The following is a 15,272-nucleotide window of genomic DNA, read 5'->3' on the forward strand; positions in this document are numbered from 1 at the left end:
AACGGTCGAGAACGGGCCCAAGGGGCATCCGGAGTGTCGGGGCGCGGGGTGTCGGTGGGGAGGGTTAGGCTCTCAGAGCCGCGTCGTTCCGGGCCCGTTCCGGGGCGGCGATCTTCCCCCGGACCGCATGCCGCCGACACGTGCCGACCGCACGTGCGCGGCAGCGTGCACGGCACGGCAGACGGCACGACACGGCCACATGGCACGGCACAACCAGGAGGCGCACGGAGCATGGCGGACTCGTTCGTACACCTTCACGTACACACCGAGTACTCCATGCTGGACGGTGCCGCCCGGCTCAAGCAGATGTTCGAGGAGGTCAGCCGCCAGGGCATGCCCGCGATCGCGATGACCGACCACGGCAACATGCACGGCGCCTACGACTTCCACAGGCAGGCCACCGCCGCCGGGGTGACGCCGATCATCGGCATCGAGGCCTACATGGCGCCCGAGTCGCGCTTCCACAAGAAGAAGGTCCAGTGGGGCGAGCCCAGCCAGAAGCGCGACGACGTCTCCGGCGGCGGTCTCATCAACCACAAGACGCTCTGGGCGCGTGACAAGACCGGCCTGCACAACCTCTTCAAGCTCTCCAGCCGCGGGTTCACCGAGGGCTTCGTGTTCAAGTACGCGCGGCTCGACGAGGAGCTGCTCGCCGAGCATTCCGAGGGCGTGATGGCCACCACGGGCTGCCCGTCCGGCAAGATCCAGACCCGGCTGCGGCTGGGCCAGTTCGACGAGGCGCTCAAGGCCGCCGCCACGTTCCAGGACATCTTCGGCAAGGACAACTACTTCCTGGAGCTGATGGACCACGGCCTGGAGATCGAGCGCCGCGTCCGCCAGGGCCTCATCGACATCGGCAAGAAGCTCGGCATCCCGCCCGTGGTGACCAACGACTCGCACTACACGCACGAGTCCGAGGCCACCGCGCACGACGCGCTCCTGTGCGTCCAGGTCGGCAAGCAGCTCGCCGACCCCGACCGGTTCCGGTTCGACGGCAGCGGCTACTACCTCAAGACCGCCGACGAGATGCGGGCGATCGACTCGTCCGACATCTGGGCCGAGGGCTGCAGGAACACGCTGCTCATCGCCGAGCGGGTCAACCCCGAGGGCATGTTCGAATACCACAACCTCATGCCCAAGTTCCCCGTCCCCGAGGGCGAGACCGAGGAGAGCTGGTTCCGCAAGGAAGTCTGGAAGGGGATGGACTGGCGCTTCCCCGACGGCTACGACGAGGAGCACAAGAAGCAGGCCGAGTACGAGATGGACATCATCTGCAAGATGGGGTTCCCCTCCTACTTCCTGGTCGTCGCCGACTTCATCATGTGGTCCAAGCAGAACGGCATCGCCGTCGGACCGGGCCGCGGCTCGGCGGCCGGCTCCCTGGTCGCCTACGCGATGGGCATCACCGACCTCGACCCGATCCCGCACGGGCTGATCTTCGAGCGGTTCCTCAATCCCGAACGTGTGTCCATGCCCGACATCGACGTCGACTTCGACGAAGCCGGGCGGGCGGAGGCCATCCGCTACACCACCGAGAAGTGGGGCGCCGACAAGGTCGCCATGATCGCCACGTTCGGCACCATCAAGGCCAAGGCCGCCGTCAAGGACGCCGGCCGCGTCCTCGGCTTCCCGTACGCGCTGGGCGACCGCATCTCCAAGGCGTTCCCGCCCGCCGTCATGGGCAAGGACATCCCGCTCTCGGGCATCTTCGACGACAAGCACCCGCGCTACGGCGAGGCCGGCGAGCTGCGCAGGCTCTACGAGGAAGAGCCCGACGTCAAGCAGATCATGGACCTGGCGCAGGGCCTGGAGGGCCTGATCCGCCAGACCGGCGTGCACGCCGCCGGCGTCATCATGTCCGCCGAGCCGCTCACCGACCACATCCCGATCATGCGCCGGGACGCGGACGGCGCGATCATCACGCAGTTCGACTATCCGACCTGCGAGACGCTCGGCCTGCTCAAGATGGACTTCCTGGGCCTGCGCAACCTGACGATCATGCAGGACGCGCTGCGCTACATCGAGGCCAACAAGGGCGAGAAGCTCGACCTGCTCAAGCTCCCGCTGGACAACCGCAAGGCCTACGAGCTGCTGGCCCGCGGTGACACGCTCGGCATCTTCCAGCTGGACGGCGGCGGCATGCGCTCGCTGCTGCGCCTGATGAAGCCCGACAACTTCGAGGACATCTCCGCGGCCCTGGCGCTCTACCGGCCGGGCCCGATGGGCGCCAACTCGCACACCAACTACGCGCTCCGCAAGAACGGCCAGCAGGAGATCACCCCGATCCACCCCGAGCTGGAAGAGCCGCTCAAGGAGATCCTCGGCACGACCCACGGCCTGATCATCTATCAGGAGCAGGTCATGGCCATCGCGCAGAAGGTCGCGGGCTACTCGCTCGGCAGCGCCGACCTGCTCCGCCGCGCCATGGGCAAGAAGAAGAAGGCCGAGCTCGACAAGCAGTTCGAGTTCTTCGAGAAGGGCATGCAGGACAACGGCTTCTCGGCCGCCGCCATCAAGGCGCTGTGGGACATCCTGCTGCCGTTCTCCGACTACGCGTTCAACAAGGCGCACACCGCGGGCTACGGCCTGGTCTCCTACTGGACCGCCTATCTCAAGGCCAATTACCCGGCCGAGTACATGGCCGCCCTGCTCACCTCGGTCGGCGACGACAAGGACAAGAGCGCGCTCTACCTCAACGAGTGCCGCCGCATGGGCATCAAGGTGCTGCCGCCGGACGTCAACACCTCCGACGCCGACTTCACGCCGATGGGCGACGCCGAGATCCGCTTCGGCCTGTCCGCCGTCCGCAACGTGGGCACCAACGTCGTCGAGGGCATCGTGGCCGCCCGCAAGGAGAAGGGCGCCTACACCGACTTCAACGACTTCCTCGACAAGGTCCCGCCGATCGTCTGCAACAAGCGCGTCGTCGAGTCGCTCATCAAGGCCGGTGCCTTCGACGAGCTCGGCCACCAGCGCAAGGCGATCCTCATGGTGCACGAGCCGGCCATCGACTCGGTCATCGACATCAAGCGCAAGGAGGCCATCGGCCAGGACTCCCTGTTCGGCGCGCTGGAGGAGGACGACGGCCCGAACGCGTTCACCGTCGCCATCCCCGAGGCCGAGGAGTGGGACAAGACCACCCTCCTGGCGTTCGAGCGCGAGATGCTCGGCCTCTACGTCTCCGACCACCCGCTGCTCGGCATCGAGCACATCCTGGAACGCGAGGCCGACCGTTCGATCGCCGCCATCAACGAGGGCGACGGACCCGACGGCCAGGTCGCCGTCGTGGCCGGGCTGCTGTCGGGCCTGCAGCGCAAGGTCACCAAGCAGGGCAACTCCTGGGCGATGTTCCAGCTGGAGGACCTGGGCGGCTCGATCGAGGTCATGTGCTTCCCGTCCAGCTACCAGCTGTGCTCGACGCTGCTGGCCGAGGACGCCGTCCTGGTGGTCAAGGGCCGCATCGACCGCCGCGAGGACGTCGCCAAGATCATCGCGATGGAGGTCACCCAGCCCGACCTCACCGTCGCCGACGCCCACGGCCCCCTCTCGGTCACCCTCCCCATCGGCCGCTGCACCCCGCCGGTCGTCGCGAGCCTCAAGGAGGTCCTGACCGCCCACCCGGGCACGTCCGAGGTCCACCTGCACCTGCAGAACGGCCCGCGCACCACCGTCGTCCGCCTCGACGACAAGCTCCGGGTGGCGCCCTCACCGGCGCTCATGGGCGACCTCAAGCACCTCCTCGGCCCGTCCTGCTTCAACCTCTGACACCGGCCGGTGTCAGCCGACACCGGCCGCGCTCGGCTGACACCGGTCGCGGTCAGCGTGGCAGCAGGCCGATCGCCTCCCTCGCCTGCCGGACCTTGGGCGCCGCCAGCTCGCGGGCGCGTTCCGCCCCCACCCGCAGGACGCGGCGGACGTGGTCCGGGTCGAGTTCGCGATAGCGCTCGCGCACGGGTGCCAGCGTGGTGATGACCGCGTCGGCCACGGCCTCCTTGAGCTCGCCATAGCCGGTGAAACGTGCTGCCAGCCGTTCGGGCCGGTCGCCTGTGCAGGCGGCCAGGATCGTGAGCAGGTTGGACACGCCGGGATGGTGCTCCGGCTCGTACACCACCTCGGTGCCGCCGTCGGTGACCGCGCGCATGATCTTGCGGCGCAGCACGCCGGGCTCGTCCAGCAGCCGCAGCGTGCCCGCGGGCGAGGCGGCCGACTTGCTCATCTTGGAGCCGGGCGAGGCCAGATCCATGAGCCTGGCCGCGACGGGCGGGTTGACGGCCCGCGGCAGCGTGAACGTCGGCCCGTACCGGGCGTTGAACCGCCGCGCCACGTCGCGCGCCAGTTCCACATGCTGGCTCTGGTCGTCGCCGACCGGCACCTCGGTGGTGTCGTAGAGCAGGATGTCGGCCGCCATCAGCACCGGGTAGGTGAGCAGCGAGAGCCGCACAGGGCCCTGGCGGCTCGACTTCTCCTTGAACTGGATCATGCGCTGGGCCTCGCCGAAGCCCGTGGCGCACTCCAGCAGGTAGTGCAGTTCGGTGTGCTCGGGAACGTGGGACTGGACCAGGAACAGGCACGCGTCAGGGTCGGCGCCCGCGGCGAGCAGGAGGCCGGCGAACTCCAGCGTCCGCCGCCGCACCTGCGCCGGGTCGTGTTCCAAGGTCAGGGCGTGCAGATCGGAGATGAACACGACCGTGTCGTCGGTCGTCTGCCCGGAGATGATCGGACCGATCGCACCGATGTGGTTGCCCAGGTGCAGGTCGCCGGAGGGGGTGAATCCCGTGAGCCGTCGTGGCATCGGCTGTCTCCCTTGGGGATCGGGGCCGGCCAGCCGACGACGGCGCACACACGAACGGCCGCCCGACTGGGCGGCCGCGGTGGTGGTAGGTACGCGGAGCAGGGTGCCGCCCGTCAGGGGCGCCACCAGCCGTTCATCCGCATGATGAAACGGTATCACCCGGCGAGAAGCGCACGTGTGACCGCGGCCACCTGCCCTCTCGCCTGGGCCGAGTCAGAGCAGACCGAGATTGACGGCCGCGGCCATGGCGGCGTAGCCGCGGTCATTGGGGTGACGGTGATCGCCGCTGTCGTACGCGGCACGCAGGCGGGCCGGTCTGGCCGGGTCGCGCAGGGCCGCGTCGAAGTCGATGACGCCGTCGAAGACGCCACCCGCGCGGATGCGGCGGTTGACCTCGGCGCGCACCCGCTCCTTCGCCGCGGTGTGGCCGCTCGCCCCCGTACGCGGGGTGATGGTGCCTCCCAGCACGCGGATGCCGCGCTTGTGGGCCGCGGCCACCATCTTCCGGTAGCCCGCCACCATCTCGGCGGCGGTACGCGGCGGGGTCCGGCCGGTGATGTCGTTGCCGCCCTGCAGCAAGATCACCGTGCGCACGCCGGGCTGCTGGTCCAGCGCATGGGAGGTGAACCGCCTGACCCCGGCGAGCCCGGCGCCCCTGGAGACCTGGTCGTCGAGCATGCGGTTGCCCGCGATGCCCGCGTTCGTCACCGCCAGGCGGCCCCGCAGCCGGGCCGCCAGCCGGTCCGGGTAACGCCGGTCGCGGTCGGTGGTGGATCCCGACCCGTCGGTGATGGAGTCGCCGAAGGCGACGACGACGCGCCGCGACCCGCTCACGTCGACGCCGGTGAGGAAGTAGCGCGAGGTCTTGGACACCGTGAACGCGCCTGCGGCCTTGGCGCCCGCGTGGTCACCGCGGGCGACACGGGTCGTCGCCTTGCCCGTCGCGTGGAACGAGACCTTGGCGGGCGACTTCCTGACATGGGTGTCCACGATCAGATCCGCCCCGGCTCCCACGCGCAGGCGCACGGCGTCGCTCGCCGCGTGCTTGCCCGCCGGGATCGTCACCTGCCGCCGCCCGTTGAACGTCACCGGCACGAACCTCCCGGCGGGCGCCCCCTGCCGGGCGGGCGCGACCATGACACGGCCGATCACCGCGTTCTGCCGCGCGTAGAAGTTGGAGAGCCGGATCCGCACGGCGGATCCGCCCGCGCTCACGCGCACCACGTCGCGCAGGGTGTAAGAACTCGCGGAGACCGGCTTGGCGGTCGCGCCGCCCATCGACGCCGACCACGTGGCCGTCCATCGCACGGCGGCACCGCTGCGCACCGCCTGGCCACGCTGCTCGCCGCTCCCGATCGCGACACCCGTGACCGCGAGCGATGCCGCCAGGCACACCCCACCGCCCAGCACCGCACGACGTCGCGCCCCCATCGCATCCTCCAGGATCGTTTCGAGCCGGTTCGCCCCGAATCTAGTGGATCAAGAACGGCGCGGCGGCGCGTTCAGCCGACCCCGAGGAGGGCGCGGGTGGCCGGAACGACCTCGGCGGCCCAGCGGCGGAGCTGGGTCTCGCCCGGGTTCTCGGGCCAGTAGACGAAGGTGTCGAAGCCGGTGCCGGTGGCGAGGTCGGCCAGGACGCGGGCCCAGCCGGCGGCGTCGGTGCGGATGGGGATCTCGCCTTCGAGCGTGACCGGGGCGGGGGAATCGGTGATGTCCCCGACCAGCTGGGCCATGCGGGTGATGGCGGCCGGATCGCGTCCGGCCTCGGTGGCGGCGGTGGAGATGATGTCCTGGGCCTCGCGCCACTTCTCGTACGGGAGGTAGTGCGGGATCGGGGCGGCCCAGCCGTCGGCGATGCGGCCGGTCAGCGCGTTGGCACGCGGCCCGACGCTGCCGAACCAGATGCCGATCGGATGGGCGGGCGCCGGGCCGGGCTTGACGCCGTCGACGGTGTAGTGGTCGCCGTGGACCTTGACGCGGCCGTCCGGGCGCCACATGGCGCGGATGATCTCGGTGGCCTCCTCCAGCGCCTTGAGGGCCTCCGGGTTGGTGCGGCTCGGGCCGCCCATCGCGGCGATGGCGGGCCAGTAGGCGCCGGCGCCGAGCGCCAGCTCGAACCGGCCGCCGCTGAGCAGGTCGAGGGTGGCGGCCTGCTTGCCGAGCATGGCGGGGCCGCGCAGCGGGAGGCTGGCGACGTCCGGGAAGACGCGCAGCGTGGTGGTCTCAGCGAGGACGGTGGCGATGACGGCGAACGTGTCGACCTGCTGAGGGGCGTACGGGTGGTCCTGGACGCCGAGGAGGTCGAGGCCCTCGCTGTCGGCCAGGCGGGCGAGGGCGCGCAGGTCGCCGAGCGCGGCGGTGTCGGGGGCCAGCTGGATGCCGAAACGAAGGTTCATGCGGCACACGCTAGCGATCACATGTACGGGGGTGAATCCGTAGGTCTACTGGTCAGAGACTCGCGGGGCTGAGCTCGGCGTCCCAGTGGACCAGGCGCCCCAGCCCGTCGAACTGGGCGTGGGCCCGGCCGCCGCCGGGCAGCAGCACCTCGGTGCGCCCGTCGGTCTCGCGGTAGGGGATCGTGTGGTGGCTCAGCAGCCGGGCGAGCGTCAGCCGGGGTTCGCGGGGAAAGAGGCTGACGGCGTTGGAGACCAGCCGGGGCACCGGAACGGGGTCCCAGCCGGCGGGCGGCGCCTGCGGGTCGTCCACGTGCAGGTAGGCGGAGCCGCCGTCGTAGCCCGCGCCGATGTAGCCGCCACCGCCGAGGACGCCGCCGGCCGCCATCGCGATCAGCTCGCCGCCGTGACCCGCGGGCCCCTCGTACCAGCTGAGGTCGACCTCGGGCGTGGTGAACTCCGGGATGCCGAGGCGTTCGCCGAGCACGCGGATGCTCAACGTGGGGGCCACCGCCGGATGATCGGCGCCGAACTGCGGGTTGGCCCACCCCCACAGCCAGGTGCGCTCCCGGGCGGCGTAGCTGCCGAGCAGCGACACCCGGACGGTGACGCCGCCGCTGGAGTAGGTGCGCGCGGTCAGGTCAGCGCTCCAGTCCTCGCGCGGCAGGAACTCCGCGAGGGTCTCCTGCTGCTGCAGGACGACCGCGGCGAGGGCGGCGCCGAGGCGTTCGAACGCTGGACTGAATCCGGACATATCGGGGACATTATCCCAGGGAATGAGTGGTGCGCGGGCGAGAATCAGTTCAGCCGCACGAAGTGCGAGGGTGGCCGGACGGGGTGCTGAGAGAAGGACGTTAGGCTTTCGCTGTCAGAGGGCGAGTGGCGACTGTGTTCACCTAGGAGCGTACGAGGTGCGGGGACCGACCGGGAAGGCCTTGCGTACCTGGACGGTCACGACCGTCGTGGTCACGCTCCTCGGACCGCTCGCCGGGCTGCTCTGGGCGAAGATCGTCCCCCGGGTCGACTACATCGTCGTTCAGGGCAAACCGCTGCTCGCCGACGCCGAGGGTCAGGGGCCGGTCGGCATGGACGGCCGGTTCGCGCTGATCGTCGTGCTGGCCGGAATCGGCTGCGGTGCCCTCGCCTACCTGGCCGGTGGCCGCGACAACGACATCGCGCTCGTGCTGGGCCTCGCCGCGGGCGGCATCGCCGCGGCCTTCCTCGCCTGGAAGACCGGCCAGCAGATCGGCCTGACCGGCTACGAGAACGCGGTGCGCGGGGCCAAGGACGGCACGGTCGTCGAGGGCGTCGCCCGGCTCCGCGCCACCGGCGTGGTGACCTTCTGGCCGATCCTGGCCGTCGGGACGTACGGCGTCCTGGAACTGCTCGTGCGGCGCCTACCCCCGGGCGATCGCCGCCAGGCCGCCGCCGGTGAGCCGGACGAGATCGGCCGGGGCGAGCTCGATCTGCAGACCGCGTCGCCCGGCGGAGACGTAGACCGTCGCGAACCCTGACACCGTCTCGTCGAGCACGGTCGGCAGCCGCTTGCGCTGCCCCAGCGGACTGATCCCGCCGACGACGTAGCCGGTGGCGCGTTCGGCGTCCTGCGCGTCGGCCAGCCGGGCCTTCTTGCCCCCGGCCGCCGCGGCGAGCGCCTTCAGATCCAGGGTGGCCGACACCGGGACCACGCCGACGGTGAGCCTGCCGTCGACCTCGGCCACGAGGGTCTTGAACAGCCGCTCCCGCGCGACCCCCAGCGCGTCCGCGGCCGCCTCCCCGTACGAGACCTCGGTGCCGGGGTCCACCTCGTACGTGTGCAGGCTGAACTCGACCTTCGCCTTGGTCGCCGCCACCGTCGCCGGCGTGCCCTTGCCGCCGCTCTTGCTCGCACCCTTGGCCTTCGCGGAGCTCATCCCCCCAGTGTGCCCAACATGATCACCCCCCGGCACCCCGCCCCAGATCACCAGCCGCGCCTGCGCCGACTCGTGGATCTATCGCGCGCCCCGGATGCCTGCGGCGATCGCCGCGCTGCGCGTGCACCTGCCGCGTACTGTGGATGCCCGCGATGATCGCCGCGCTGGCTCCTTTCGCCCGCGGCACCGATTTTTACGAGGGTGCTGCCCGCGCCCGCTAGGGCGCGGGCAGCACCCGGGTCAGTTCGGGGTGAAGGAGCCGTCTAGGAACTGGCCTGCGGGGACCGTGGGGAGGGCGTCGAGCAGGCGGTTCTCGCGGTGGAGGAGATCACGTTCCAGGTGGAGGCGGGTCGAGGCGTCCTCGGCCTGGAGGAGGCGCTGTTTCTCGTGGCCGTCCAGCACCACGGCGGCGGCGATCACGTACGAGAGGCGCACGGGGTCGGTGGGCAGGTCGAGGGGCTCGGCCACCTCGGCGCCCGCGTTGGCCAGGCGGCGCCGGTAGAGCTGGAACAGCAGGCGGACGCGGTGGGCGATCGGCCCGGGGTCGGCGCCTGCTTCTTCGGGGAGGAACTCCACGTCGCCGCGCAGGTAGGGGTGGGAGCGGTCGAGCTCCTTGATCTTGAATCTCCGGCTGCCGACCGTCACGATGTCGAAGCGGCCGTCCTCGTGCGGCGTCACCGTGTGCAGTTCGGCGGCGCAGCCGACCCCGGCCAGCCGGCGTGCGGCGTCCTCGCCCACCTCGTGGCCCAGTTCGATGCCGACGATCCCGAAGTACCGCGGCTCGGGCCGTTCGAGCAGGTCGCGCACGAGCAGGCGGTAGCGGTCCTCGAACAGGTGCAGGGGCAGCACGAGTCCGGGGAAGAGCACGGTGCCCAGAGGGAACAACGGAAGCCGTTCGGTCACGGTCTCCCCCACATCGATTTCGGGGCGGCCCTGGGGGATTCACCCACCGGGCCAGACTATTCCGGGTCCTACGGTCGTTGTATGCCGGATTTATCACAGTCTGAAGTGCCCGTCTCGGCACCGTAGGTGAATGGCCCGAACGGAGCATGGCGCCTGGTCATCCCGGGTCAGGTCGTGTATTCAGGCCAATCCGGATGGATTGGCCGTTCACCCGGCGAACGGCGCCCGTTAGCGTCGAAGTATGAGAATGCTCGTCGTCGACTCGTTCACCGACCGCCCGTTCGCCGGGAACCCCGCCGGGGTCTGCCTGCTCGACCACGCCGCGGACGCGGAATGGATGCAGCGGGTCGCGGCCGAGATGAAGCACTCCGAGACCGCGTTCGTCCGCCCGATCCAGGCCCCGGACGCCGACTTCGAACTGCGCTGGTTCACCCCGGTGGTCGAGGTCGCCCTCTGCGGCCACGCCACGCTCGCGAGTGCCCACGCGCTGTACGAGACGGGCGTGGCCGATGGGCCGATCCGTTTCCAGACGCTCCGTTCGGGCGTGCTGACGGTGACCCGGTCGCCGGACGGCGGCCTGCTGATGGACTTTCCCGCGTGCCCGCCCGCCGAGACCGAGGCGCCGGACGATCTCGGCGAGGTGCTCGGCACGACGCCCTTCTGGGTCGGCCGCAACTCGCAGAACGACCTGTTCGTGCTGGTCGCCGACGAGGAGGCGGTACGCAAGCTGTCCCCGGACGTCGCGGCGCTCGGCCGGATGGACGCCCGCGGGGTGATCGTCACGGCCACCGCCGACCCGGGCCGCGAGTACGCCTTCGTGTCCCGGTTCTTCGGGGCAGGGGTCCTGCTCGGCGACGGCGAGGACCCGGCGACGGGCTCCGCCCACTGCGCTCTGGGCCCGTACTGGGGAGAGCGGCTCGGCCGGGACAGGCTCGTCGGCTACCAGGTGTCCGAGCGCGGCGGGCGGGTCGGTGTCACCCTGCGCGGCGACCGGGTCGAGCTCAGCGGCCGCGCGGTGACGGTCCTCGACGGGGACTTCAAGGCCTGACCCGGCCACGGCCGACGTCTCGGCCAGTGAGACATTGCGCCGGGGACAGGGAGCACTCCGTAGACTGGACGGGTGATTTCCCGTATTGACCTGCGCGGGTCACTCCCCGAGGACCCGCGCTCCGTGCTGCCCCGCGCCGAGCTCGACGTCGAGGCCGCCCTGGAGAAGGTGCGGCCGATCTGCGAGGACGTGCGCCATAGGGGAGCCGAGGCGGTCCGGGAACACACCAGGGCCTTCGACGGCGTGGAGCTCGCGAGCACCCGTGTCCCGGTCGCCAAGATCGGCGAGGCTCTCGCCGCCCTCGACCCGGCCGTGCGCGACGCGCTCGAAGAGGCCATCCGCCGCACCCGGATCGTCCACCGCGATCAGCGCCGCACCGACACCACCACCCAGGTCGTCCGGGGCGGCACCGTGAGCGAGCGCTGGGTGCCGGTCGACCGGGTGGGCCTGTACGTGCCGGGCGGACGGGCCGTCTACCCGTCCAGCGTGGTCATGAACGTCGTCCCGGCGCAGGAGGCCGGGGTGCGGTCGCTCGCGGTGACGTCGCCTCCGCAGCGGGAGTTCGGGGGCCTGCCGCACCCGACGATCCTCGCGGCCTGCGCGCTTTTGGGCGTGGACGAGGTGTACGCGGCGGGTGGCGCGCAGGCGATCGCGATGTTCGCCTACGGCACCGAGGAGTGCCCGCGCGCCGACCTGGTCACCGGACCCGGCAACATCTGGGTGGCGGCGGCCAAGCGGCTGCTCAAGGGCGTGATCGGCATCGACTCCGAGGCCGGTCCGACCGAGATCGCCATCCTCGCCGACGCCACCGCCGACCCGGTGCACGTCGCCGCCGACCTGATCAGCCAGGCCGAGCACGACACGCTGGCCGCCGCCGTGCTGGTCACCGACTCCGCCGAGCTGGCCGCCGCGGTCGAGACCGAGCTGGCCGCCCAGGTGGCCCGTACCAAGCACACCGAGCGGATCACCGAGGCGCTGGCCGGCCGGCAGTCCGGGATCGTCCTGGTCGACGACCTGGACGCCGGGCTCATGATCGTCGACGCGTACGCGGCCGAGCACCTGGAGATCCAGACCGCCGGCGCCCGCGCGGTCGCCGCCCGGGTGCGCAACGCCGGTGCGGTCTTCATCGGCGCGCACGCCCCGGTGTCGCTCGGCGACTATCTGGCCGGGTCCAACCACGTGCTGCCCACCGGCGGCTGTGCCTGCCACTCGTCGGGGTTGTCGGTGCAGTCGTTCCTGCGCGGCATCCACGTCGTCGAGTACGACGAGCCCGCCCTCGCCGAGGCGACGGCCCGGGTGGTCGCGCTCGCCGAGGCCGAGGACCTGCCCGCGCACGGCGCCGCGCTCAAGGCGCGTTTCGGCTGGGAGATCCCGGGGCGGGAGGGTCCGCGCCCGTGACCTCATTGAACGATCTCCCGATCCGCGACGATCTGAGGGGCCGGGAGCCGTACGGGGCACCCCAGCTCGACGTCCCGTACGCGCTCAACACCAACGAGAACCCCTACCCGCCCTCCGAGGCCCTGGTGAAGGCCGTCGGCGAGGCCGTCATGGACGTCGCCGGTTCGCTCAACCGCTACCCCGACCGCGACGCCGTGGCGCTGCGCGACGATCTCGCCGCGTTCCTCAACCGGGACACCCCGGGCGCGGGGCTCACCGGCCGCCAGGTCTGGGCGGCCAACGGGTCCAACGAGATCATCCAGCAGATCCTGCAGGCGTTCGGCGGCCCGGGCCGCACGGCGCTGGGCTTCGAACCCTCGTACTCGATGCACCCGATCATCACGGGCGTGTCCGGCACGCGCTGGATCGACGCCCACCGGGACGAGGACTTCGGCCTGGCCCCCGAACGCGCCGTCGCGGCGGTCGCCGAGCACCGGCCCGACGTGGTGTTCCTGACCTCGCCCAACAACCCGACCGGCACGGCACTGCCGCTGGAGGCCATCGAGGCGGTGCTCGCCGCGGCGCCCGGCATGGTCGTGGTGGACGAGGCATACGCCGAGTTCCGCCGGGAAGGGACACCGTCGGCACTGACGTTGCTGCCCGGCAACCCCCGGCTGATCGTCACCCGGACCATGTCCAAGGCGTTCGCCATGGCGGGCACCCGCCTCGGCTACCTGGCCGCCGACCCGGCCGTGATCGACGCGCTGCTGCTGGTCCGGCTGCCGTACCACCTGTCGGCCGTCACGCAGGCCGTGGCGCGCACCGCCGTGGCGCACGAGGCCGAGCTGCTCGGCTCGGTCGACGTGCTGCGCCGCGAACGCGACGACCTGGTCGCGTGGCTGCGGGCGCAGGGCCTCACCGTGGCCGATTCCGATGCCAACTTCGTCCTGTTCGGCCGGTTCGCGGACCGGCGGGGGGTCTGGCGGTCGATGCTCGACCGGGGCGTGCTGATCCGCGAGGTGGGACCGCCGGAGTGGCTGCGCGTGAGCGTCGGCACGCCCGGGGAGATGGCGGCCTTCCGAACCGCTTTGAAGGAGAGTCTGTGAGCCGCAAGGGCCGTGTGCAGCGGGGGACCAAGGAGACCGAGGTCGTCGTCGAGATCGACCTGGACGGGACCGGTGAGGTCGACGTCGCCACCGGCGTCGGCTTCTACGACCACATGCTGGCCCAGCTCGGCAAGCACGGGTCGTTCGACCTGACCGTGAAGACCACCGGCGACCTCTACATCGACAGCCACCACACGATCGAGGACACCGCGATCGCGCTCGGCCAGGCGTTCCGGCAGGCGCTCGGCGACAAGGTGGGCATCCGCCGCTTCGCCAATGCCTCGGTGCCGCTGGACGAGTCGCTCGCGCAGGTGACCGTGGACATCGCGGGCCGCCCCTATCTGGTGCACTCCGAGCCCGAGAGCATGGCCCCGATGATCGGTCCGGAGTACGACACCACGATGACCCGGCACATCTTCGAGTCGTTCGTGGCCAACGCGCAGATCTGCCTGCACGTCCACGTCCCGTACGGCCGCAACGCGCACCACATCGTGGAGTGCCAGTTCAAGGCGCTGGCCCGGGCGCTGCGCGACGCCGTGGCGTTCGACCCCAAGGTGCACGGCATCCCGTCCACCAAGGGGGCCCTGTGACCGTGGAGACCGGCGGCCTGGGCTTCACGTACGTCAACGTCCTGCTCTTCGGCCTCGCGGTCTTCCTGCTGATGGGCGTCATCAGCTTCATCAAGCAGGGGCTCAAGATCGCCGCTTTGATCGTCCTGGCGCTGGCCGCGCTGGCGGCGGCCGGGGGAGTGATGTGGTTGTGAGCAAGAAGATCGTCATCCTGGACTACGGGTCGGGCAACCTGCGCTCGGCCGAGCGCGCCGTCGCCCGGCTCGGCGTGGACGTCACCGTGACGCCCGACCGGGACGCCGCCCTTGAGGCCGACGGCCTCATCGTGCCGGGCGTGGGCGCGTTCTCCGCCTGCATGACCGGGCTGCGGTCGGTGCGGGGCGAGCAGATCATCGGCCGCCGTCTCGCCGGCGGGCGCCCGGTCCTCGGCATCTGCGTCGGCATGCAGATCCTCTTCGCCAAGGGCGTCGAGCACGGCGTGACCACCGAGGGCTGCGCGGAGTGGCCCGGCACGGTGGAACGCCTCGAAGCGCCCGTCGTGCCCCACATGGGCTGGAACACGGTGGACGCGCCGGACGACACCGTGCTGTTCCGCGGCCTGGACGCCGGCACGCGCTTCTACTTCGTGCACTCCTACGGCGTCCGCCGCTGGGAACTGCAGCCCGACCCGATGGGCCACCTGAAGCCGCCGCTCGTCACCTGGGCGGAGCACGGCGACCGGTTCGTGGCGGCGGTGGAGAACGGGGCGCTCTGCGCGACCCAGTTCCACCCGGAGAAGTCCGGGGACGCGGGAGCCGAGCTCCTGAAGAACTGGCTCTCCACGGTCGGGTGAGCAAGGAACGGGCCAAGCGGAGGGCCGAACGCGAGGCCGCGGCGGCCAAGGCCGCCGCCGAGCACGCCGAACGGCAGGCCAGGCGGGCCAGGCGCCGCGACCGCCGCAAGCGGCTCATGGCCCTGCTCCCCGCCCCGGTCCGCCACCGGCGCCCGGGCGGTGTGCTCGCCCGCAAGCGCCGGATCCAGAACCGGGTCGTCCTCGGCGTCTTCGCGGCGGTCCAGGTCGTCGGCTGGCTCGTGCTGGCCACCTGGGGCGCCCGGCTCGCCCTCCTCGCTCTGTCGGTCTTCCTCGTCCCGGTCTTCGTGACCCTCGTCTTCGATCGCCGCCGATAACGCC

The 15,272-nt window shown here is 71.2% G+C and carries 15 protein-coding genes; 9 read left to right on the plus strand and 6 right to left on the minus strand.

Annotation, left to right across the window (positions count from 1 at the left end; translation table 11 throughout):
* Positions 1-231: 231 nt before the first annotated feature.
* The gene (gene dnaE, locus ABD333_RS05125; RefSeq protein ID WP_344538108.1) at positions 232-3,765 is read left to right on the plus strand and encodes a DNA polymerase III subunit alpha; all 3,534 of its coding nucleotides are present in this window, start codon (positions 232-234) and stop codon (positions 3,763-3,765) included.
* A gap of 52 nt (positions 3,766-3,817) precedes the next feature.
* Here the strand turns inward: dnaE and trpS are convergent, their stop codons facing one another.
* The 4 genes from trpS to ABD333_RS05145 form a co-directional block, all read right to left on the minus strand.
* Entirely contained in the window at positions 3,818-4,792 is a 975-nt protein-coding gene (gene trpS, locus ABD333_RS05130; RefSeq protein WP_344538110.1) for a tryptophan--tRNA ligase, read from the minus strand.
* A gap of 213 nt (positions 4,793-5,005) precedes the next feature.
* Complete coding sequence (locus ABD333_RS05135) at positions 5,006-6,223, minus strand: SGNH/GDSL hydrolase family protein (RefSeq protein WP_344538112.1); 1,218 nt, start codon at positions 6,221-6,223, stop codon at positions 5,006-5,008.
* A gap of 71 nt (positions 6,224-6,294) precedes the next feature.
* Positions 6,295-7,188: an LLM class flavin-dependent oxidoreductase gene (locus ABD333_RS05140; RefSeq protein ID WP_344538113.1), complete on the minus strand. Its 894-nt coding sequence runs from the start codon at positions 7,186-7,188 to the stop codon at positions 6,295-6,297.
* A 52-nt stretch (positions 7,189-7,240) separates the two neighbouring features.
* Positions 7,241-7,939: a DUF6882 domain-containing protein gene (locus ABD333_RS05145; protein ID WP_344538114.1), complete on the minus strand. Its 699-nt coding sequence runs from the start codon at positions 7,937-7,939 to the stop codon at positions 7,241-7,243.
* A 157-nt stretch (positions 7,940-8,096) separates the two neighbouring features.
* On the opposite strand from ABD333_RS05145, the gene ABD333_RS05150 reads away from it, so the two are divergent.
* On the plus strand, positions 8,097-8,699 hold the full coding sequence (locus ABD333_RS05150) for a hypothetical protein (RefSeq protein WP_344538115.1): 603 nt from the start codon (positions 8,097-8,099) through the stop codon (positions 8,697-8,699).
* Here ABD333_RS05150 and ybaK read toward each other — a convergent pair.
* Together ybaK and ABD333_RS05160 are read right to left on the minus strand one after the other, a co-directional pair.
* Positions 8,583-9,098, minus strand: coding sequence for a Cys-tRNA(Pro) deacylase (gene ybaK, locus ABD333_RS05155; protein ID WP_344538117.1), 516 nt, complete (start codon positions 9,096-9,098; stop codon positions 8,583-8,585). The genes ABD333_RS05150 and ybaK overlap by 117 nt on opposite strands.
* 240 nt (positions 9,099-9,338) lie before the next feature.
* Entirely contained in the window at positions 9,339-10,001 is a 663-nt protein-coding gene (locus ABD333_RS05160) for an LON peptidase substrate-binding domain-containing protein (RefSeq protein WP_344538118.1), read from the minus strand.
* A 241-nt stretch (positions 10,002-10,242) separates the two neighbouring features.
* Here ABD333_RS05160 and ABD333_RS05165 point away from each other — a divergent pair, with 241 nt between their 5' ends.
* The 7 genes from ABD333_RS05165 (at position 10,243) to ABD333_RS05195 (ending at position 15,268) form a co-directional block, all read left to right on the plus strand.
* Entirely contained in the window at positions 10,243-11,049 is an 807-nt protein-coding gene (locus ABD333_RS05165; protein WP_344538119.1) for a PhzF family phenazine biosynthesis protein, read from the plus strand.
* Between the two features lie 72 nt (positions 11,050-11,121).
* Positions 11,122-12,447, plus strand: a complete 1,326-nt coding sequence (gene hisD / locus ABD333_RS05170; protein ID WP_344538121.1) for a histidinol dehydrogenase — start codon at positions 11,122-11,124, stop codon at positions 12,445-12,447.
* Positions 12,444-13,532: a histidinol-phosphate transaminase gene (locus tag ABD333_RS05175; protein WP_344538123.1), complete on the plus strand. Its 1,089-nt coding sequence runs from the start codon at positions 12,444-12,446 to the stop codon at positions 13,530-13,532. The genes hisD and ABD333_RS05175 overlap by 4 nt, the downstream gene beginning before the upstream one ends.
* Positions 13,529-14,122, plus strand: coding sequence for an imidazoleglycerol-phosphate dehydratase HisB (gene hisB / locus ABD333_RS05180; RefSeq protein ID WP_344538125.1), 594 nt, complete (start codon positions 13,529-13,531; stop codon positions 14,120-14,122). Before ABD333_RS05175 ends, hisB begins: the two co-directional genes overlap by 4 nt.
* The gene (locus tag ABD333_RS05185; protein ID WP_344538126.1) at positions 14,119-14,295 is read left to right on the plus strand and encodes a hypothetical protein; all 177 of its coding nucleotides are present in this window, start codon (positions 14,119-14,121) and stop codon (positions 14,293-14,295) included. Before hisB ends, ABD333_RS05185 begins: the two co-directional genes overlap by 4 nt.
* The gene (hisH, locus tag ABD333_RS05190) at positions 14,292-14,933 is read left to right on the plus strand and encodes an imidazole glycerol phosphate synthase subunit HisH (protein ID WP_344538128.1); all 642 of its coding nucleotides are present in this window, start codon (positions 14,292-14,294) and stop codon (positions 14,931-14,933) included. The genes ABD333_RS05185 and hisH overlap by 4 nt, the downstream gene beginning before the upstream one ends.
* Positions 14,930-15,268 carry a hypothetical protein gene (locus ABD333_RS05195; RefSeq protein ID WP_344538130.1) on the plus strand — a complete coding sequence of 113 codons (339 nt, stop codon included), beginning with the start codon at positions 14,930-14,932 and terminating at the stop codon, positions 15,266-15,268. The genes hisH and ABD333_RS05195 overlap by 4 nt, the downstream gene beginning before the upstream one ends.
* Positions 15,269-15,272: the final 4 nt, after the last annotated feature.

The sequence above is a fragment of the Actinomadura fulvescens genome, assembly GCF_039533225.1.
Taxonomy (GTDB): domain Bacteria; phylum Actinomycetota; class Actinomycetes; order Streptosporangiales; family Streptosporangiaceae; genus Spirillospora; species Spirillospora fulvescens.

Bases quoted from the DNA above. Each gene is read 5' to 3' on its own strand.
- ABD333_RS05140 (WP_344538113.1), bottom strand. From the start codon at position 7,188: ATGAACCTTCGTTTCGGCATCCAGCTGGCCCCCGACACCGCCGCGCTC.
- ABD333_RS05145 (WP_344538114.1), bottom strand. From the start codon at position 7,939: ATGTCCGGATTCAGTCCAGCGTTCGAACGCCTCGGCGCCGCCCTCGCC.
- dnaE (WP_344538108.1), top strand. From the start codon at position 232: ATGGCGGACTCGTTCGTACACCTTCACGTACACACCGAGTACTCCATG.
- ABD333_RS05165 (WP_344538119.1), top strand. From the start codon at position 10,243: ATGAGAATGCTCGTCGTCGACTCGTTCACCGACCGCCCGTTCGCCGGG.
- ABD333_RS05135 (WP_344538112.1), bottom strand. From the start codon at position 6,223: ATGGGGGCGCGACGTCGTGCGGTGCTGGGCGGTGGGGTGTGCCTGGCG.
- ybaK (WP_344538117.1), bottom strand. From the start codon at position 9,098: ATGAGCTCCGCGAAGGCCAAGGGTGCGAGCAAGAGCGGCGGCAAGGGC.
- trpS (WP_344538110.1), bottom strand. From the start codon at position 4,792: ATGCCACGACGGCTCACGGGATTCACCCCCTCCGGCGACCTGCACCTG.